The organism is Undibacterium sp. Xuan67W, assembly GCF_049340165.1.
GTDB lineage: Bacteria > Pseudomonadota > Gammaproteobacteria > Burkholderiales > Burkholderiaceae_D > Undibacterium.
On the sequence record NZ_JBMPPN010000012.1, the window covers coordinates 53,086 to 73,294 of the forward strand.

Here is a 20,209-nt window from a genome sequence, read left to right on the forward strand (position 1 = left end):
CTCATATGGCTATTGGTGTCATCATTATCGGCGATGAGATTTTGTCAGGCAAACGCGCTGACAAGCATCTTTCCAAAGTGATTGAGTTGCTGGCGGAGCGTGGTTTGCAATTAGACTGGGCTGAGTATATCGGTGACGACCGAGCCAGAATCACGGCGACTTTGGCGCGTTCGTTTGCGAATAACGATATCGTATTCAGTACCGGCGGTATTGGTGCTACGCCCGATGATCATACGCGTCAATGTGCTGCCGCTGCTTTAGATGTGCCTCTGGAATTGCATTCCGAAGCGAAGCTGCTGATACAGCAACGTATCACTGACATGCTGATTGAAGCCGGCAAGCCTGTGGAACTCGATACGCCAGAAAACCTGCATCGCCTAAAAATGGGTGAGTTTCCGCAAGGTGCTCAGATCATTCCCAATCCTTATAACAAAATTCCTGGTTTTGCGATCCAGAATCATTATTTTGTTCCCGGTTTTCCTGTGATGGCCTGGCCCATGATTGCCTGGGTGCTGGATACCCATTATTCGCATCTGTTTCACCAGCATGCCCGTGAGGAAAAATCTGTTCTGGTATTTGAAGCGATGGAGTCAACACTGACGCCGATGATGGAGGCTTTAGAGGCAGAGTACCCATTGATCAAAGTGTTCAGCCTGCCGAGCGTGGGCAATCATCAGATCCGTAAGCATATTGAGCTCGGTGTCAAAGGCGATCCTAAACAGGTGGATGCTGCGTTTGAGCAAATGTTGCGCGGTCTGGATGGTTTCAATGCTGAGTATGTGCCTGCTTAATGTACCTACTTAATGTAGTGATCAGGTTGCAGACAACAGACTACAACCGATTCAATAATAAGTAGGCCAATCAAGTAAGTCCATGAAATAAATACTTACTTGGGAAGTAAGCCTGCAATTTAAGACCATGCCAAAAATAAAATTTACTTTATTTTCGATCCGAGATTTATTGATCGCTTTTGGACCGATGACGCTGATTGTATTGCTGGTCTGCGGACTTGGCTATTGGCTGGTCGATCCGGCACCGCCACGTACGATTGATTTTGCGACAGGGCAGGAAAATAGCGCTTATCAGCGCTTTGCAAGGCAGTATGCCGATGAGCTCGCGAAGAACGATATTACGATCCACTTTCAGGAAACTCAGGGTTCGCAAGATAATTTGAAAAAAATCAGTGACCCTGAATCAGAGATTGAATTAGGTTTTGTACAAAGCGGTTCTACCAACGAGGCCGAGGCAGAAGAGAAAGGCCTGATCTCCCTGGGAAGCTTATTTTATGAGCCGATCTGGATTTTTTATCGCGGTAATAAAGAGATTACCAGTCTGGCGCAATTCAAATCTAAGTCGGTGAATGTTGGACCCGATGGCATGGGCGTTGCACGGTTATTCAAACAGATTTTGTCCGTTAACGGGATGGAGGAGTCGGATGTTCGCCTGAGCAGCCTTGAGAACACACCTGCAACCGTCGCGCTACTGGATGGTAAAGTTGATGTGCTGGTATTCAGCTCTGCATCGGATTCGCCATTGCTGCAAATGTTGTTGCAAACACCGGGAATCAGGCTGTTTGATTTTGTCCAGGCAGAAGCTTATACACGCCGCTTTCCCTTCCTTTCGCACGTTGTGCTGCCGCGCGGTATTGTCGATTTAGGGAAAGATATTCCCTCTCGTGATTATCATTTGATTTCTCCGACGGCGACGATGGTGGCTCATGAGAGTCTGCATCCAGCGTTGATCAGTCTGTTGCTACAAGCCGCACAAAAAATCCACGGTGGAACCGGATGGTTTCGTAAACAAGGTGAATTTCCTTCTGATAAATATACCGAAATTCCCGTCGCTGCCCAGGCAGAAAAATTTTATAAAAATGGCCCGCCATTACTGCAACGTTATCTGAGTTTTTGGCTGGCCAATTTTATTGAACGCATGTGGGTCGTGCTGGTTGCCTTGGGCGCATTGATACTGCCCCTGTCAAAGATTATTCCGCCGTTGTATGTCTGGCGCATACGCTCGCGTGTATATCGCTGGTACGGTCAGTTACGTCTGGTCGAGCAGGCGATTGAGGAGTTGATTCCGGCGCAGCGCCAGGAAGTCTGTGCAGTGCAATTGAAAAGACTCGATGAGATCGAAGAAAAAGTGAATCGCATATCCATCCCCTTGTCTTACGCGGAAGAATTATATGGCTTGCGCAGCCATATTAATTTTGTACGCAATCGTGTAGAAAATTTGCGTCAGATGGATAGGCCTGTTCCGGCTTGAGGGTAGGTACTGCTCGCTTCTTATTCTGTTCTTATTTCGTACTTATTCAGTGCTGATTCATTACTTCATTATTATTGCTTAATATTGAATGCTCAATAATTAAGCAGTACGTGATTCCTGTTGCTTGCCCGGTAATGTGAACCAGAATGTTGTACCCAGACCTTCGGTTGAAGTAAAACCAATTTGCCCGTTCATTTTTTCGAGCAAGGTTTTGGTGATATTCAAACCCAGACCCGTACCGCCTTGCTGGCGCAGGTTTGTACCATCTGCCTGTGCAAATTTACCAAAAATTCTCTCACGGAAATGCAGAGGAATTCCTGCACCGTGATCCTCGACTTCAACTCTGAAAAATTGCTCATGAGTCTGGACGCGTATTTGGACTGCGCTGTTCGTCGGTGCAAATTTGGCGGCATTCGATAAGAGATTCGCAAACACCTGCAATAACCTGTCGACGTCAGCGTTGACAAGCGCCTCAGTCAGATTGGTCTGAAGCTCATAACGCACGCCGTAACTGTCAGCATACGCGGCATTCTCTTCTATTGATTGACGGGCGGTGCTGACAATGTCTACCGTCTGCATACGTAAATTCAGTGCGCCTGATTGAATTTTTTCCAGATCCAGAATGTCATTAACGAGACTGACCAGACGCTGACAATTTTTATGTGCGATCTTGATTAAGTCCAGAGCTTTGCCCGGCAATTCGGCAATCCGTCCTGATTCCAGCAGCCCCAGCGAGCCACGAATCGAGGTGAGCGGCGTTCTTAATTCATGACTGACTACGGAGATAAATTCTGATTTAAAGCGATCGGCATCTTTGAGCTTGTTACTCTCTCTCAGCAGTAATTCGTTTGCAGCGAGTAATTCGCTGGTGCGCAAGGCGACTTCCTTTTGTAAGGCTGCTTTTTGCTTATGCAGATAATTGACGCGTTGACGGTAAAGCAAAAAGATCAACGCGCATAACGTCAATATTGATGTCACGTAGAACCACCAGGTTTTCCAAAATGGCGGCATGATTGTGACCGGTAATGAGATCCCGTCTTCGTTCCAGATACCATTATTATTGCTAGCTTTGACACGGAAAGTGTATGTCCCAGGGTCAAGATTGGTATAGGTAGCGATACGGTGTGTCGCATCGGTTTCTATCCAGCTCTCGTCAAATCCTTCTAACTTGTAGGCGTATTTATTACTGACTGGATCGGCAAAATGCAATGCCGCAAATTCGATAGAAAAAACGGACTGGCGCCACGACAAACTCAGCGATTTTGGCGCGTATTCTGTGCCGATCAGCTCAATACCGCCAGCCTGCTTGCTTTGCAGTAATGGCCGGTTAAAGATCGTGATATCGGTGATCGCGATCACTGGAGGCAGGGCATTCACCTGGACATGTCTTGGTGAGACCGAGGTCATTCCTTTATAGCCGCCGAAATATAAAGTTTCGCCATCTTTAAAAAAAGACCCGTCATAGAAGCGTCCATCGGTGATGCCATCTGACGAGAAATAATTGTTGGCCTGACCGGTTCTTGGGTTGAACTGGGCTAGACCGGTCTGGTTGGCAATCCATAATATGCCGTCGTCATCACCGATGATGGCTCCGTACTGGCTGACCTGCACGCTGCTGTCCTGTGGATTATATGAGACGAACTTGATGTTGCCGTCCGCTTGTATGAGCACCTTGCTGAGCCCGAGTAAGGTACTGATCCACAACTGTCCTTGTTTGTCCTCAAATAGGCCGCGCACATCATTGCTGAGGAGACTGTTGATGTTTTCCGCATCATGTAAAAAGTGACGGAATTTTCCGCTTACCGGATCGAGCATGTCGAGTCCGCCGCCGTTAAATCCGCTGACCCACAGACGCCCTGCTTTGTCCTCAAGAATGAAGTTGGTGTAATTGACCGAACGGCTGTCTGGATCGGCCATGTCATGCTTGTAGTATTTAGTGGCACCGTTCTTGATGTCGTAGCGTATCAGTCCTCCCTCCGTACCTAACCAGAGTATGTCGCCCCGGCCTGGAACGATTTTGCGGACGATATCCGTCAGGCGAGAATCGAAATGCACCGTGCTGTAGCGCCCATTTATCGGATCCCGCCAGCTTAGTCCGGCAGACGTTCCTATCCACAAGGGACCATTCGGTTGTTGATATAGGCTAGCAACATTATCTGTCGGTAAAGACAGCGGATCTTTTGCGTCATGCTTAAAGGTGCTGATGATTTTGTTTTGATCAGGATTAAACAGCAGCAATCCGTTTCCCATGGAGCCTAGCCAGAGATGGCCTTGGCCGTCGCTGGCGATACTGCCAACGGCATTATTAAATACATCGTTTTTGGCATCGGGAGGTCTTGGAAAAAAACGTTGAAATCCTCGGTTAGCCATATCAACCCGGTTGACTCCTGAACGCCATACACCAACCCACAAGGTATCGGAGCTATCTTGATTGATGAGCGTGACGGCGCCGCTTGGCAAACCATATGGGTCACTTGACCAGTATTCGTAAGCGCTTAGTTTTTGGGTATTTTTGTCCCAATATGATAAGCCGGCTTCGGTACCAATCCAGAGCGTTGAAGCACTATCTTCAAAAAAAGTCCTGACAGTGTAGTCCTCAATACCCTTTGGTTTATCGAGATGTTTTCGTTCTGACCAGGGAGTTCCCGGTTTCCACACAAAAATGCCATCACTGGATCCTATCCATAGCATTTGTTTGCGATCTATGTAGACCGCCCGGACATTATTGGATTTGGAATTCGATTTCAGTCCTGGATCCAGAATGTAATGCTGGAAGCTGCCGGAACCGGATGGCAGATAATCGACACCAGAAGATTCTGTACCTATCCACAGGCCTTGTTTGGCATCAAGGTGGATATCGTTCAATATGTCGCCAGAGATGCTGTCCTCTTTGTCGTTGTCATGAACGATATTTTTAAAAATACCGGTTTTGGGATTGAAGTGTTGTAAGCCATCTTTGCTCAATATCCACATGGCGCCTTTACCATCACCAATGATTTTGACGATGGCTTTGTGCAGCGCCACTCGTTCTGAACCAGCGACAGGCGAGAATATTTTAAAACCATTGATTTCAGGATCAAACCTGGCAATCCCGTCGTTAGTACCGACCCAGACCTGACTTTGTTCGTCTTCATAAATTGCATTGATGCGATCAGCGGTCAGGCTATGCGGATTATTACTATCGTGTTTGTAATTAATCGCCTTATAGCCGTCAAACCTGTATAAACCGATGTAGGAGCCTATCCAGATATAACCATGCTTGTCTTGAATCAGGGCCGTAATGGCATTTTCAGGCAGTCCTGGCGCAAGTTTGGTGATGTTCTCAAACCTCATCGAGCGCGAAGGAAGTGCATCAGCGCTGCTGCTAAAAAGCAGGCAAGAGATTATTAAAAATAGTCTGGAAATAACTGCGGTGCAGCCATGGTAAAAGCAGGTGACGATGTCACGGTCGGACGCGCAACTCAGGGGATTTTTAACTTGCGGAAGCGAACTTACTTTTGCCATAACCTAAATCACGTCATCAACTGCATGGAGGAGGCAGAATGGATCAATATAGTCCGCCTGTCTGGAGCCTCATCATAATCTACATAACTGACTTAAGGCGCGCTCTTCGCAATGTGAATTTGCTACGTGATAGTGAAGGTTGCAAAAAACCAACTTTTATTTTTGATAGCACAATCTTGAACTTAGCTTGAATGTGGCTTGCATGACATTACCTCGTCAAAACCACATAAAAAACAAAGCCAGCGGGCGGCGCTGGCTTTGTATGAGATTACTTTAACATTACAGACGTTTATTTTTTCTGGCAATTAGACTTATGATGCCGATGATCAGTAATAAAGGTAACAGAGCTGGGAGGATCGCCAGCAAGATTGCGCCAACGATGAACGCGAATAAGGCAACCAAAAAAATGCTGACACCCGCTAATACTATGCCAGTGACCCCCAGAGCAAAGAAGGTCGCAATACAGCCGATCACTACACCCCCGATAGCCAGGCCAACACCTGCGATGCCATGCACAGGCTCACCGTCAATGGTGATCGCCGAGGTATCCATAGAAAAATAACTCAGGCAGACCAGTACAAAAAATGCGCTTAGAAGGCTGATAGCGAGGGCGTAGTTACGTTTTGTGTTTGTCATGATGGCTCCAGTGAAAGTAGGGATTCTGTGGGTACGTCAATATCTGGTATCGATGACTGCATCATAGGCAGGACGATTCAGAGCATCAATACGCTTGCGACAAACTGCAGAAAATGATGGCTCAAGCGAAATATTCGCCTGATGAGCGTAGTCAGTATTGACGGGACGGGGGCTCAGGCGTACTTCGTTGCGGAGGTAATAGGGGGAGGCGGGATTGAGATCTCGCACGGAGCAGGGTATTCGGCCGCCTCCGGCGAGACGATGCGGTATCAGCTTAGAGTAGCAATCACTGGTGCATGATCAGAGGGTTGTTCCCACTTGCGCGGTACCTTGTCGATGACGCAAGCGGTGCAGCGGCTTGCCAATGGTTCAGACAGCAGGATATGGTCAATTCGTACGCCTTTGTTGAGGCGAAATCCTAATTGACGGTAATCCCACCAGCTGAATGATTTTTCTGCTTGCTCAAACATTCGGAAGCTATCTTTTAGCCCTAAGTCAATTAATGCCTGCAAAGCCGCTCTCTCTGGCGGTGACACTAGGTTCATGCCTTCCCATGCAGCCGGATCATGTACGTCTCTGTCTTCCGGCGCGATATTGTAGTCACCCAGTAAAGCGAGCTCAGGGTGTTGCTGTAATTCTTGCTGCACCCACTTTTTTAAGGCTTCTAGCCAGCTTAGTTTATAAGGATACTTCTCTGAATCGAGTGCTTGTCCGTTCGGGACGTAAGCGCAGATGATGCGTATGCCAGCAATGGTGGCGGCGATGATTCTTTGCTGCTCATCTTCAAAGAGAGGATTGTTTTTTTGTACGTCACTGATAGGGTGGCGCGACAGAATCGCCACACCGTTATAAGTTTTCTGTCCGGTAAACGCAACCTGATAACCCGCGGCCTCAATTTCAGCCTGAGGAAATTTATCGTCGGTCAGTTTGGTTTCCTGTATGCAGAGGACATCAACAGGATTCGTTTCTAGCCACGTAAGCACTTGCGGTAAACGTACTTTCAAGGAGTTGACGTTCCAGGTAACTAATTTCATGTGGGTATATCCTTTGAGCTCTCAGACGGGGAGCTTTTCATGTTGTTCATTAAAAATGTTATTTAAGTTTAGCAGACCTGAAAGTGTTGTCAGACTGCGCTACTAGTAGCTGCTCAAATAAAAAAGCGTGTGCTGACAGGTCAGCACACGCTCATATCGACGATTTCGTCTACAACAAATTAGCCAGCGCGATTGATCAGGAATGCCGTCAGCATTGGTACCGGACGGCCGGTAGAACCTTTGGCTGCGCCCGATTTCCATGCGGTACCTGCGATATCCAGATGCGCCCAAGTGTATTTTTTGGTGAAGCGCTCAAGGAAGCAAGCGGCGGTAATACTGCCACCAGCCGGGCCGCCGATGTTCGCCATATCAGCAAAATTCGATTTCAGTTGCTCGTTGTAAGCTTCTTCAATCGGCATGCGCCATGCGGTATCGCCTGTTTGTTTGCCAGCAACCAGCAATTCCGCAGCGAGTTTGTCATGAGCATCGTCGTGACGTGTAAACAAGCCGGTATTGTGATGACCTAAGGAGGTAACGCATGCGCCAGTCAGTGTCGCCACATCGACAACGGCGGCAGGCTTGAAGCGCTCTACATACGTCAGTGCATCACATAAAATCAAACGACCTTCAGCATCGGTATTCAAAATCTCGATAGTCTGACCAGACATGGATGTCACGATGTCGCCCGGACGTGTTGCGCTACCAGAAGGCATGTTTTCGCAAGTAGGAACGACGGCGATGACATTCAGTTTTAATTTCATTTCGCCGATAGCGCGCATAGTACCGATGACAGAGGCTGCACCGCCCATGTCGTATTTCATCTCATCCATACCCGCGCCAGGCTTGAGGGAGATACCACCTGAGTCAAATGTAATACCCTTACCAACCAGCACAGTCGGTGCGTCTTTGGCTTTGCCGCCCATGTGTTTTAGGACGATGAATTTCGGCGGTTCATCTGATCCGTTTGTCACGGACAGGAAGCTGTTCATTTTGAGCGCCTGCAATTGCTTGCGATCCAAAATTTCTATGCCCATTTTGTATTCAGTAGCGATTTTTTTCGCGGTTGTTGCCAGATACGTCGGTGTGCAGACATTCGGTGGCAAATTGCCCAGTTCTTTTGTCAGATCCATGCCGTTTGCCAGCGCGACGCTTTGCGTCAGGGCGTGCTTAGCGGCAGTTGCCTCAGTGGCCGCAACGCCGATTGCAATTTTCTTGACGCCGGTGCTACTAGTATCTTTTTTACTTTTTAAACCGTCAGCGCGGAAAATCGATTCGCGAAATGCCAGAACCGCCGTGCGGATAGACCATGCCGCGTCACGTTCTTTTACGGCTGGTAGCGCCAAAGTCGCATCATTGGCACCCAGGCCGGAGAGTGCGCGGGCCGCCGCCTGAACGGCTTGTGAGTAGGCTTTTTCAGAAACAACAGCCGCTTCTTCGCCCAGACCGACCAGCAAAACACGGTCAGCAGCAACGTCAGCGACGTTGCGTAACAACAAGGAGGAGCCGATCTTGCCGGTAATATCGCCTGATTTCAGGGCAGCGGCGATTTCGCCTTTTTTGTCCAACGCGGCAGCGGATGACGATAATTTTTTGTTTTCGAATACGCCTACAACTACGCAACCAGTTTTGGTGGCATTCACAGTGCTTTTGGCGTCGAATGTTTTTATGCTAAAGTCCACGTATTACTCCTCTTTGTAAGTCTCGTAAAACCGACATTATAACCCTCCATGATTTTTCAGCGCGCGCTTCGACGTGAATTACTCAGTGCCGCAGGTGCTGTTTTTACGATTCTGTTCACAATTACCATCACATTTATGTTGATCAAAATCCTCGGCCAGGCCGCAGGAGGCAAGGTTGCGTCGGCTGACGTAATTGCTCTGATCGGCTTTTCAGTATTGCAGTATTTGCCAGTTTTGTTCATTTTGACTGGGTTTATTTCGGTTTTAATGGTGGTTACCCGAACTTATCAAGACTCCGAAATGGTGGTCTGGTTTGCCTCTGGACTCAGTTTGTCTAAATGGATCGCACCGGTTCTAAGCTTTGGCATGCCCATGGTCATTCTTACCGCCTTACTGAGTTTTGTTGCCACACCTTGGGCAAACCGCCAAAGCGCCGAATTCAGGGAGCGTTATGAAAAGCGCGAGGACATTGCCAAGGTCTCGCCGGGTAAGTTTCAGGAGTCTGCATCGTCCGACAGAATCTTTTTTGTCGAAGAAGTTGCCGGGGATTTGAGCAAAGTACAGAATATTTTTATTAATACCTTCCGCAATGGCCGCTCCAGCGTCGTCGTTGCAAAAGAAGGGAAAATCGAAATAGATGCGCGTGGCGACAAATTCCTGGTCATGAGCCAGGGGCGTCGTTACGATGGCTTGCCGACGGAACCTGATTTTCAGATGATGCAGTTTGAACGTTATGGGATTCTGGTATCTGGACAAACCAAAGCCACCGCCGGTGATAAATCCGCGAAGTCACTGAGCCTGCAAGAGCTCTTGCAAGATCCGAACAATTTTAATCGCGGCGAGTTGTTGTGGCGAATTTCGCTTCCCTTGATGTGTTTCGTATTGCTGTTGCTGGCAATACCGCTGGGTTTCGTGAATCCAAGGGTAGGGCGTTCTGCGAATGTGATCGTGGCTTTGCTGTTGGTCGTGCTATATCTGAATCTGGTGAATATTATGCAGGCTGCGGTAGTGCAGGAGCGATTTAGTTTTGGTAATTCCTGGTGGCCGATCCACTTATTTGCAGCTGTTGTGGTGATCTTGCTATTCGCCTGGCGTCTGTACGTGAATAGTCATTATCATCCGCTGGTACTGTGGTCCAGATTGAAGTGCCTCATGCGCGGCAAAGATACGAAAGCGAAGTGCGCATCATGAGAGTCTTGCAACGTTATTTTAGTGTCGAAATTATCCGGGCTGTCTTGTTTGTGATGTTGGCATTGCTGGCATTGTTTGCCTTCTTTGATCTGATGGGTGAACTGCAATCCGTTAATAAAGGTGGCTATCGCCTGCAGCATGCTTTGCTGTATGTGGCGTTGGGATTGCCGGGCTATATCTATGAATTCATGCCGATTGCCGTGTTGATCGGGACGATTTATGTGCTGGCGCAGTTCGCCTCCAATTCTGAATTTACCATCATGCGTGCGGCTAGTATGTCGACCCTCATGGCAGGCACTATGTTGGCAAAAATTGGTTTGCTGTTTGTTGTATTAACGTTTGTATTCGGTGAATTCGTTGCGCCGATGACAACCAAACTGGCAGAAAAAGTAAAGCTCAATGCGATCGGCGCGTCGCTGGCGCAAGAGTTCAGGACCGGTTTGTGGACCAAGGATCTGGTGCGTGACAATGGTTTGAAGGGCAGTGTGGTCGGCTCACGCTTTTTGAATGTCAAAGAAATTCTCCCTAACAGGCAATTAGTTGGCGTAAAGGTCTATGAATTCGATAGCCGTTTTAATTTATCGAAAGAAGTGACAGCGGAGCATGCAGAATATATCGGTGACAATGTCTGGCGCTTATCGAATGTAACTCAGACTTCTTTCCCTAAGAGCTTATTGATGCAAGATATTTCGACCGTAGCGAGCATCAAGCTGGCGAGTCTGGATGTGGCTTCTGAAATTACACCCGATATTCTGTCCGTATTATTTGTTGACCCAGACCGCATGTCCGCCTATGACCTGGCGGCTTACACCAAACATTTATCCGACAACAAGCAAGGCACAGAGCGGTATGCCATCGCATTCTGGAAGAAAGTCACCTATCCGTTTGCAATTCTCGTCATGATGGCGCTGGCATTGCCGTTTGCCTACCTGCATGCGCGCAGCGGAGGTATCAGTCTGAAAATTTTTAGCGGGATCATGATCGGGATGGTGTTTTACCTCATGAATAGTTTGTTTTCTCATGTAGGGTTATTAAATACTTGGCCACCCCTAATTACGGCATTGGTACCGAGTATGGTATTTTTATTCATGGCCATGACAGCGCTATGGATGGTAGAGCGAAGATAAGAGAAGATAATGCAAAAAAAAGCACAAATATTATTTGCTCATGGGGCGCGTGATCCACGTTGGGCTGCGCCGTTTGAACGACTGCAAAAACTCACACAAAGCCGGTTGCCAGATGTTACGGTTGCTTTGGCATTCTTGGAATTTATGACGCCGGGTTTGCCTGATCTGGTCGCTCAGTTTGTAGCGGATGGCGTGACGGATATTAGTATTGTGCCGATTTTTTTAGGGCAAGGTGGTCATGTATTACGTGACCTGCCGCTGATTCTTGATGAACTGCGAAATAGCTATCCCTCATTGACGATCAAGGTCGCTGAAGCCGTTGGAGAGAATGCTACGGTGCTGGCGGCTATCAGCGATTATTGTGTCCATGCATTGTGAGCAGGGCGACAGCTAAAGCAATGATGTTTTGAACCTAGAGCGCTGGTTCGCGCGCTCGCATCGCTTCACCTATCATCACCAGAACCGGGCCTTCGCAGGCGCTCAGGCCTTGTTCCAGGTCACCAAGATTGAGTCGTAAGACGCGTTCATTTGAACGGCTGCAATTCTCGATCACAACAACCGGCAAATCGATCGCATAACCTGATGCTAGCAGTCGCTGCGCGGTCAACGCAGCTTCTTTGCCACCCATATATTGAATGAGCGTATCGCAGTCGGGGATACGTGTGTCGGCGTTTTCGCCTGGCGCCGTGCTAGAGGTGAAAAACGCTACGCTGCGTGCGATGCCGCGTTTAGTGAGTGGTTGTCTGGCACTTGCTGCAGCTGCAACGGCAGTGGTGATGCCAGGGACGATATCGTAATCGATGCCTGCCTGTTCCATCGCAATTAGCTCTTCATCGGCGCGGCCAAATAACATCGGGTCACCACCTTTAAGACGAACGACGATGCCATATTGTTGTGCGCAACTCAGGATTTGTTCGTTGATATGCGACTGGGCTGCAGAGCGTTGGCCACTGCGTTTGCCGACGGAGACTTTGACCGCTTGTGGACAAAGTTCCAGCATCTCTGATGTGACCAGCGCATCATGCAAGACAACTTCTGCCTGCGCCAGAATCCGGGCGCCGCGAACCGTAATCAGGTCAGCAGCGCCAGGGCCGGCACCAATAAGATAGACTTTGCCGCCGGCTTTTTGCATGCTGTTATTCGCTTCAGGCGAGGCGTATCATGCCTGCGGCAACAGTCTGATGCGTGACTTCATCAATCAGGATAAATGCGCCTGTTGAACGTAAATCATCATAGCCATCAGCAGCCAAAGGCTGTTGTACGTTGATGGTGACACGGGCAATATCATTGAGCTTCAGGTTTTCTGCAGCCCGACGCTCTTGCGTATTGATGTCGAGCAGCGTATCAATCGCACTGACTTTAGCCGCGACTTGTTTGGTCGTGTGTTTGAGCCAATATCTGCGGCGAATATCCAGCGCATCTTCGGACAGCCAGCATAAGTCTGCCTGCACAGTTTTTAGCAAACTTGCCGGTCGATCAGCGGATGCCAGCATGTCGCCACGTGAAATATCCAGATACTCATCGAGCAGAATCGTGACCGATTGACCAACTACCGCGGATTCCAGCGAACCGTCCAGTGTCAGGATATCTTTTACCGTTGCAGTCTGACCGCTAGGCTGGACAAGCAACTTATCGCCTTTGCTGACTCTGCCTGCTTCAATACGCCCCATATAACCACGGAAATCATTCGCTTCATGACCATTATGGCGTGCAACTAATTGCACCGGAAAGCGGAATGGCTCGTCATGGCAGTCGTCATAGACGCTCAAGGATTCCAGTAACTCAATCAAGGTTGGCCCCTGATACCAGGACAATTTATCACTAGCGGTAACAACGTTATCACCGGCCAGAGCTGACAGCGGAATCGGGCGAATATCTTTCAATCCCAATTGCTCTGCAAAACTTTGATAGGCGCCGATAATACGGTCGTATACGGACTGATCATAATTGACCAGATCCATCTTATTGACAGCCACAATCACATGCTCAATCTGCAGCAAATGGGCAATCGTAGAGTGGCGTTTAGTTTGTACCAGCAAGTCGACACTGCCATCGTCACCCAGCTTGACCTTAGACACGTCGATCAGAATGATCACAGCGTCGGCGGTTGATGCGCCAGTCACCATGTTGCGCGTATATTGTTCATGCCCTGGTGTGTCGGCGATGATGAATTTGCGTTTCGGTGTCGCGAAGTAGCGATATGCAACGTCAATCGTAATACCTTGTTCGCGCTCGGCTTCCAGACCATCGGTGAGCAGGGATAAGTCGATGGTGTCGCCTACGGTGCGCTTATGTTTAGCGCGTGACATGGCATCAAGTTGGTCGGCGAAAATACCCTTGCTGTCGAACAGCAGGCGGCCAATTAATGTGCTCTTACCGTCATCAACGGAGCCAGCAGTAATAAAGCGTAGCAGGCCGCGTTCTCTTGTCGCATCTTGGATCGCAGGTGCGGCCGAAGTTACTGTACTCATTAGAAATATCCTTCTTTTTTACGTTTTTCCATTGAGGATTCTGAGGTCTGATCATCCATGCGGGTCGCGCCGCGTTCGGTAATCTGCGTAATTGCTGTTTCCGCGATAATGGCTTCTACAGTCGCGGCATCGGACGATACCGGGCAGGTGCATGAGATATCACCGACAGTCCGGAAACGTACGACCTGAGTCTCTACCGTTTCACCATCACGTGCCTGTGTCAGATCCGTCAACGGGACTAACAAACCGTTGCGCGGAATCACCTGGCGTTCATGCGCAAAGTAGATCGGTGGCAGTTCTAATTTTTCACGGGCGATGTATTGCCAGACGTCGAGCTCAGTCCAGTTTGAAATCGGGAAGACGCGCATGTTTTCACCAGGGTGAACACGGGTGTTATACAGGTCCCAGAGTTCCGGGCGCTGGGCTTTAGGATTCCATTGACCGAACTCATCGCGGAAAGAAAAGATACGCTCTTTAGCGCGGGCTTTTTCTTCATCACGGCGAGCACCGCCCATACAGGCGTCGAATTTATGTTCGGCGATTGTCTCCAGCAGCGTTACGGCCTGTGCCGCATTGCGTGAGTCAGTGGCCGGATGGCGCAGACGCACTGTGCCGCGCTTGATGGAATCTTCGACGGAGCCGACGATCAGCCGCTCACCCAGTTCCGCCACTTTTTTATCGCGAAACGTGATGACCTCTTCAAAATTATGTCCTGTATCGATGTGCACTAGCGGGAACGGGAACTTGCCTGGACGGAAGGCTTTTTCGGCGATACGCAACATGACAACTGAATCTTTGCCACCTGAGAAGAGCAGGGCAGGATTACTGCACTCTGCTGCCACTTCACGCATGATATGGATCGCTTCCGATTCCAGCCAGTCCAGATGGCGATTGCTCGCAGCATCAATAAAATGGTTTTCCGCAACTGTATTCATCATTAATTTTCGCTTAACTTACTTGTTTGATTCGGATCAGCTTGCCATCGACGACATGTAATCCGCATTCTTTGGAGTCAGGATTTTCCCACCACCAGCGACCAGCACGCACATCTTCGCCAGCTTGTATCGCACGGGTGCAAGGCTCACATCCAATAGACGGGTAGCCTTTGTCATGCAAAGGATTGTAAGGCACATTGTTGCTGCGAATATAGTGCCAGACATCTTCTTCTGACCAGTCCGCCAGCGGATTGAATTTTTGCATGCCATGTGCTGTGTCGTCTTCCTGCACCGCTAATTCAGTGCGGGTAGCAGCCTGCGCGCGGCGCTGGCCGGTGACCCATGCTTTATTGCCTGCCAGAGCACGATTGAGCGGTTCGACTTTACGAATACGGCAGCACTCTTTACGCATTTCGACGCTGTCATAGAATGCATTCAAGCCATGTTGCTGAACATAGGCGTCTACTGCACTGGCCTCGGGATTAAACAGGACGATGTCGCTGCCATAGGTCTCTTTCACTTTGTCGAGCATGCCCAGAGTTTCTGCATGTAGACGACCGGTTTCTAAAGAGAAGATGCCGATAGCCAGTTGGTGACGCAAAATCAGATCGGTCAGTACCATGTCTTCAGCAGCCAGACTCGAAGCAAATACCGCAGGCGCGAAGTCCGCTGCAATACGTGCCAAGATCGCCCGGGTATCTGCCAGACGTGAGTCAAAATCGCTCATTGCGCGGCTCCACTGCGTTCTGCGCGGCGGAACAGGGGATTTTTTTCATCCCATGAGGTCTGATATTTTTCTGAAAAATCAGTCAGACCTTTGATCGCATCGCGGATATTTTTATCTGGACGTGTCGCAAAAGAATTAAATCCAACACGCTGCATATAAAACAGCTGATCGCGCAAGACATCGCCAATGGCACGTAGTTCGCCGGCGAAGCCAAAACGGGTGCGTAAGTTGTAAGCGATCGAATAGCCACGGCCGTCGGCAAATTTGGGAAAGTCCACTGCCAGCAAACTAAAATGAGCGATATCGTCCTTTAATTCCTTGGCTTGTTCATCGCTGCTAAACCAGACCCCAATATCCGTGCGGCTTACCAGACTATTTCGCTGTAACAGCCAGACTTTAAGCGGGACAATGACCTTGCCTTGTGGCACAACAACGGCATCCGGTGTCTCATCTTCCGCCAGGCTCAAGATGGTCCAGTCATCCTGAACGATCGCTTTATCTTTGATAATTTCTCTCATGATCTTCTTTCTGCGCTTTCGTCTAAGTGCCGGATTTAATATGTGACAGCAGAGCCAGCATCTTCGCCATGATGCTCTGTGGTTTTGATCGGACTGGCATAGACGTATTCCTTGAACGGCGCAATTCCCAGCCGCTGGGCTGTATCGATAAAGCGTTCGTTCTCCAGGCGGTCTCTGACATACACTTCAATGATGCGGGCAATGACTTCCGGCATTTGGCCAGCCGCGAACGACGGGCCGATAATTTTGCCGATAGCCGCATGATTGCCCTGAGCGCCACCGATAGAAACCTGATACCACTCGCTGCCATCTTTATCTACGCCTAAAATACCGATATTGCCGACGTGATGATGGCCGCAGGCATTGATACACCCGGACATGTTTAATTCGATGTCACCAATGTCATGCAGGTAGTCGAGGTCATTAAAACGATCGGTAATATCCAGTGCGATAGGAATCGATTTAGCATTCGCCAGCGCGCAGAAATCGCCGCCCGGGCAGCAGATCATATCGGTCAGCAAGCCGATGTTCGGCGTTGCCAGACCATGTGCCTTGGCTTCTTGCCATACCTTGAACAAATCGGACTGCTTGACATCAGACAACACCAGATTTTGTTCATGCGTAACACGCAACTCACCGAAGCTGAACTGATCCGCCAGATCAGCCACAAAATCCATTTGTTCTGCACTCGCATCACCCGGAGGCACACCGGGCTTTTTCAGGGATAAAACAACTGCAGAGTAACCAGTAACTTTGTGCGGTTTCACATTACGTTTGACCCAGTTGGCGAAGGCTTTATTGTCCGCCAGATGCTGTTCATATGTCGCATCGCTGGCGGCTAAGGTCTCGTAGTCCGGTGTCGTGAAGTAACTGGCGACGCGTTTTAATTCGGCTTCCGTTAATGTGGCAGGACCATCTTTAATGTCTTGCCATTCTTCTTCCACCTGACGGGCGAACTCTTCAGCGCCGATTGCTTTCACCAGAATTTTGATACGTGCTTTGTAGATATTATCGCGGCGACCATACTGGTTATAAATACGCAGGATCGCTTCCAGGTAGGTCATCACATGCTGCCATGGCAAGAACTCACGTATGACACTGCCAAGAATAGGTGTACGCCCCATGCCGCCACCGACCATGACTTTAAAGCCGACGTCGCCAGCTTCGTTATAGACGACTGTCAGACCAATGTCATGCACCGCAATCGCGGCGCGATCTTCTTTCGATCCATTGATGGCGATTTTAAATTTACGCGGTAAGTAAGCGAACTCAGGATGGAAAGTCGTCCACTGACGCAAAATTTCAGCATAGGCACGCGGATCAATGATTTCGTCCGCAGCCACACCGGCAAATTCATCCGACGTAATATTGCGCATGCAGTTACCGGAGGTCTGGATGGCATGCATTTCTACCGAGGCTAATTCTTCCAGAATATCTGGTGTGTCTTCGAGATTGATCCAGTTGTACTGAATATTCTGACGCGTCGTGAAGTGACCATAGCCACGATCATATTTGCGCGCGATATGCGCAAATTTACGTACTTGCGCCGACGATAGCATGCCGTAGGGAACCGCCACACGCAGCATATAAGCGTGACGCTGCATGTATAAACCGTTTTGCAAGCGCAGGATACGGAACTCATCTTCAGACAGCTCATTTGAAATCCGGCGACTTACCTGATCACGGAATTGGGCAATCCGTTCTTTGATGATTTGATGATCGTGTTGATCGTAGCGATACATAATCTAATCCTAAAATTCGCTTGAAGGGTGACGAAATAATGATAAACAATCGTTGCAAATAATTGCGGACGGCAGCTTATAGAACCAGCTTGGCAGCAACCAGCGTCAGTGTCGTGGCAAGCAATCCGCGTAAAAATTTTTCTGGTACAGCGCGTGCAGCCATGGATCCTATTGTGATACCTGGCAAAGAGCCGAGCAATAATGTCCCGAGTAATTCCCAATTAATCGATCCCAGCCACCAGTGACCTACCGCAGCGATAGCCGTCAACGGTACCGCATAGGCAATGTCTGTCCCGGCGATATGTGCTGCTGACATACGCGGATACAGCATCACCAGCAGAGTCGCACCAATCGCGCCTGCACCGATCGATGAAATCGTAACCAGCGTACCGAGCAAAGCACCGGAAACAATTGTCGCTACGGCCAAGGACGTGCCATGCAATTGTTTTTCCGGATGACGATTGAGCCAAGCTAACATTTTAGCCTTGAACAGCAATGCGATGACAGTCAGCAAGACAGATCCGGCAATGGAATAGCGGATTACCTGACCGATTTCTTTATTCAGCGTGCCAAAATACTTCAGGCTCAGCGTGGCGATCAACGCCGCAGGCAATGCGCCATAGCACAGCAAACGCACAACATGCCAGTCCACTGTACCGCGCAAGCGATGTGTGAATGTGCCGGTAGCCTTGGTGATCGATGCAAAAGCTAGATCGGTGCCGACGGCGACACTAGGCGACACGCCGAACAATAAGGTCAGCAAAGGCGTCATCAATGATCCGCCGCCTACTCCAGTCAAGCCGACCAGCGTACCCACCGCAAATCCAGAAATCACATAGGTTAAAGTCATACCACCTCACATTAAGAGGAGGAATCGTAATAGCTAAGGGCTTTATTCCAAACTACTTAGTATTTATTTGCTTATATGTGGTTTTGATATAAGTAAATTTGTTTCAAGAATACCGATGTCGACATGAATAAATAGTAAAAATTGCGCAAAAACCAATACCGCTTACCCCAGCGACACAAAGATAATGAGACACTTAGAAAAAAGGCAGGAGTAAGCGGCTCCAGAAAATATCGATTAAAGGCTTGTTAAAAATTCCCTAAATGAATCCGTGAGCGAATCCCTAAGCTGAGTGCGCCTTTTGGCACGAAAATCCTTTGTAAGCCGCGTCAAGTCTGCGGGTTCAATGTGACTGGCGGTAAGTCACTGATCGTTTTGCGTAAGTCCTGAATAGTCAATGGATAATATTCGTGGCAATCATCTCGGCTGTTCAAGTCTTATTGCTCAAGCTAGGCCTCATTTGCCAGCTTGAGCAAATCTGACACCGGCGCCAATATCACTTCTGGCAGACTCTCGGCGATTGCAACACGCATTTGCGCCGCCGCCATTGCATCTAAAGAGGCACTCGCAAAAGCAGCATCCCTGGCTGCGGCACTAGGCCATTGTGCGTAGCTATACCAGATTCCATCGTCGCCTTTGTGCAGGCGCGATCCCAGTGAGCCGCGTTGAGTCAGGTACAGCTCAGAAATACGTGTCCAGGCTTCAATAAATCCGGCTTCTGATCCCGGGTGCAGTCGCCAGCGGTATAGCACGGCGAAACCCGGACAACGTTCCGTCATTACTGCACCAGGCTGAGGTGTCTTGGTTGTCATTGTCGTGTTCGCAGATAAAAAAATGAGTGGGTTGGTGCGTGCATGGTTCTTGTCTGTGAGTTTATGGTACGTGATTCCTTGCCGCGATTGGCAGCGAAAACTGCCTTCAGTAATATCGAACGTATAATGTATTACTGGATTTGTCGCTAACTTGCAGGTGTTCATGACGCGGTGCAGTTTCAAGCAGCGGTCAATTTTGCCAAAAGCTCTCTGGCACAACAAGTCCTCCAGCGCTAGTGATGATAGCCGTTCTTATGATCAGGACAGATCAAAGGCGCTGTGGATAATGATAAATGCAATGAAAAACGTAGTAAAAAATTCAATGAAAAAAATCGGCAATCTGTTGATCGTTGTATTTTGCCTGTCTGTTCCGGTTGCAATATCTGCCGCTCCTGCAGATTGGTACAAATGGCGCAGCAAAATCGAGACGACTGAGGTCTGTTCGCAAACCTCGCCGGGTGAAGGCTGGGACAAGGCAAGCGGCCCTTACAAGGATGCGCAATGCATTAAATTAAAATCGGGACAGTGAGAGCTGAAACAGAATCCGCAATAATCATGCGGCTCTCCGGCTGAAATGTGGCTGCGAGCCGCATAAAATAAACGTGTTCTACTGTTTATCTACCTATTTATCTACTTATCCATTCACTTATTCATTCGAGAATGAAGTTGATCAAACGCGGTTCATCGGGCGAATTTTCAGGTTAAAGAAAACATAGCCAGATTC

Annotated in this window: 19 protein-coding genes; 6 read left to right on the forward strand and 13 right to left on the reverse strand. The window is 48.9% G+C overall.

Translation table 11 applies throughout. From position 1 onward, the window contains the following. The first annotated feature begins 5 nt into the window (after nucleotides 1–5). Together ACO0LE_RS12260 and ACO0LE_RS12265 are read left to right on the forward strand one after the other, a co-directional pair. Complete coding sequence (locus tag ACO0LE_RS12260) at nucleotides 6–791, forward strand: competence/damage-inducible protein A (protein WP_422960636.1); 786 nt, start codon at nucleotides 6–8, stop codon at nucleotides 789–791. A gap of 127 nt (nucleotides 792–918) precedes the next feature. Then, nucleotides 919–2,262 (forward strand): TAXI family TRAP transporter solute-binding subunit, encoded by a 1,344-nt coding sequence (locus tag ACO0LE_RS12265; protein WP_422960637.1) that lies wholly within the window; start codon nucleotides 919–921, stop codon nucleotides 2,260–2,262. A 99-nt stretch (nucleotides 2,263–2,361) separates the two neighbouring features. On the opposite strand, the gene ACO0LE_RS12270 is transcribed toward ACO0LE_RS12265, so the two are convergent. From ACO0LE_RS12270 to ACO0LE_RS12290, 5 genes are all read right to left on the reverse strand, one after another. Continuing rightward, entirely contained in the window at nucleotides 2,362–5,595 is a 3,234-nt protein-coding gene (locus ACO0LE_RS12270; protein ID WP_422960638.1) for a two-component regulator propeller domain-containing protein, read from the reverse strand. 450 nt (nucleotides 5,596–6,045) lie between these two features. Beyond that, on the reverse strand, nucleotides 6,046–6,402 hold the full coding sequence (locus ACO0LE_RS12275; RefSeq protein ID WP_422960639.1) for a hypothetical protein: 357 nt from the start codon (nucleotides 6,400–6,402) through the stop codon (nucleotides 6,046–6,048). Between the two features lie 36 nt (nucleotides 6,403–6,438). Next, complete coding sequence (locus ACO0LE_RS12280) at nucleotides 6,439–6,630, reverse strand: hypothetical protein (protein ID WP_422960640.1); 192 nt, start codon at nucleotides 6,628–6,630, stop codon at nucleotides 6,439–6,441. 41 nt (nucleotides 6,631–6,671) lie between these two features. Continuing rightward, nucleotides 6,672–7,436, reverse strand: coding sequence for an exodeoxyribonuclease III (gene xth, locus ACO0LE_RS12285; protein WP_422960641.1), 765 nt, complete (start codon nucleotides 7,434–7,436; stop codon nucleotides 6,672–6,674). Between the two features lie 179 nt (nucleotides 7,437–7,615). Continuing rightward, nucleotides 7,616–9,115, reverse strand: a complete 1,500-nt coding sequence (locus ACO0LE_RS12290; protein WP_422960642.1) for a leucyl aminopeptidase — start codon at nucleotides 9,113–9,115, stop codon at nucleotides 7,616–7,618. 48 nt (nucleotides 9,116–9,163) lie between these two features. Between ACO0LE_RS12290 and lptF the strand changes: the two genes are divergently transcribed. From lptF to ACO0LE_RS12305, 3 genes are read left to right on the forward strand one after another with little or no spacing between them, the layout of a single operon-like run. Then, nucleotides 9,164–10,306, forward strand: coding sequence for an LPS export ABC transporter permease LptF (gene lptF, locus ACO0LE_RS12295; protein WP_422960643.1), 1,143 nt, complete (start codon nucleotides 9,164–9,166; stop codon nucleotides 10,304–10,306). Further along, nucleotides 10,303–11,433, forward strand: coding sequence for an LPS export ABC transporter permease LptG (gene lptG / locus ACO0LE_RS12300; RefSeq protein ID WP_422960644.1), 1,131 nt, complete (start codon nucleotides 10,303–10,305; stop codon nucleotides 11,431–11,433). The genes lptF and lptG overlap by 4 nt, the downstream gene beginning before the upstream one ends. Before the next feature lie 9 nt (nucleotides 11,434–11,442). After that, entirely contained in the window at nucleotides 11,443–11,811 is a 369-nt protein-coding gene (locus tag ACO0LE_RS12305) for a sirohydrochlorin chelatase (RefSeq protein ID WP_422956325.1), read from the forward strand. A gap of 34 nt (nucleotides 11,812–11,845) precedes the next feature. Here ACO0LE_RS12305 and cobA read toward each other — a convergent pair whose 3' ends face one another. The 8 genes from cobA to ACO0LE_RS12345 form a co-directional block, all read right to left on the reverse strand. Next, nucleotides 11,846–12,565 (reverse strand): uroporphyrinogen-III C-methyltransferase, encoded by a 720-nt coding sequence (gene cobA / locus ACO0LE_RS12310; RefSeq protein ID WP_422960645.1) that lies wholly within the window; start codon nucleotides 12,563–12,565, stop codon nucleotides 11,846–11,848. Nucleotides 12,566–12,578: 13 nt separating this feature from the next. Then, on the reverse strand, nucleotides 12,579–13,904 hold the full coding sequence (locus ACO0LE_RS12315) for a sulfate adenylyltransferase subunit 1 (RefSeq protein ID WP_422960646.1): 1,326 nt from the start codon (nucleotides 13,902–13,904) through the stop codon (nucleotides 12,579–12,581). Continuing rightward, nucleotides 13,904–14,839 (reverse strand): sulfate adenylyltransferase subunit CysD, encoded by a 936-nt coding sequence (gene cysD / locus ACO0LE_RS12320; protein WP_422960647.1) that lies wholly within the window; start codon nucleotides 14,837–14,839, stop codon nucleotides 13,904–13,906. The genes ACO0LE_RS12315 and cysD overlap by 1 nt, the downstream gene beginning before the upstream one ends. A gap of 13 nt (nucleotides 14,840–14,852) precedes the next feature. Then, nucleotides 14,853–15,566, reverse strand: coding sequence for a phosphoadenylyl-sulfate reductase (locus ACO0LE_RS12325; RefSeq protein ID WP_422960648.1), 714 nt, complete (start codon nucleotides 15,564–15,566; stop codon nucleotides 14,853–14,855). Beyond that, nucleotides 15,563–16,084, reverse strand: a complete 522-nt coding sequence (locus ACO0LE_RS12330) for a DUF934 domain-containing protein (protein WP_422960649.1) — start codon at nucleotides 16,082–16,084, stop codon at nucleotides 15,563–15,565. Before ACO0LE_RS12330 ends, ACO0LE_RS12325 begins: the two co-directional genes overlap by 4 nt. 35 nt (nucleotides 16,085–16,119) lie before the next feature. Then, nucleotides 16,120–17,826: a nitrite/sulfite reductase gene (locus ACO0LE_RS12335; RefSeq protein ID WP_422960650.1), complete on the reverse strand. Its 1,707-nt coding sequence runs from the start codon at nucleotides 17,824–17,826 to the stop codon at nucleotides 16,120–16,122. 76 nt (nucleotides 17,827–17,902) lie between these two features. Continuing rightward, complete coding sequence (locus ACO0LE_RS12340) at nucleotides 17,903–18,676, reverse strand: sulfite exporter TauE/SafE family protein (RefSeq protein WP_422960651.1); 774 nt, start codon at nucleotides 18,674–18,676, stop codon at nucleotides 17,903–17,905. Between the two features lie 446 nt (nucleotides 18,677–19,122). Beyond that, complete coding sequence (locus tag ACO0LE_RS12345; RefSeq protein ID WP_422960652.1) at nucleotides 19,123–19,485, reverse strand: antibiotic biosynthesis monooxygenase family protein; 363 nt, start codon at nucleotides 19,483–19,485, stop codon at nucleotides 19,123–19,125. Nucleotides 19,486–19,783: 298 nt separating this feature from the next. On the opposite strand from ACO0LE_RS12345, the gene ACO0LE_RS12350 reads away from it, so the two are divergent. Further along, nucleotides 19,784–20,014 (forward strand): hypothetical protein, encoded by a 231-nt coding sequence (locus ACO0LE_RS12350; protein WP_422960653.1) that lies wholly within the window; start codon nucleotides 19,784–19,786, stop codon nucleotides 20,012–20,014. Nucleotides 20,015–20,209: the final 195 nt, after the last annotated feature.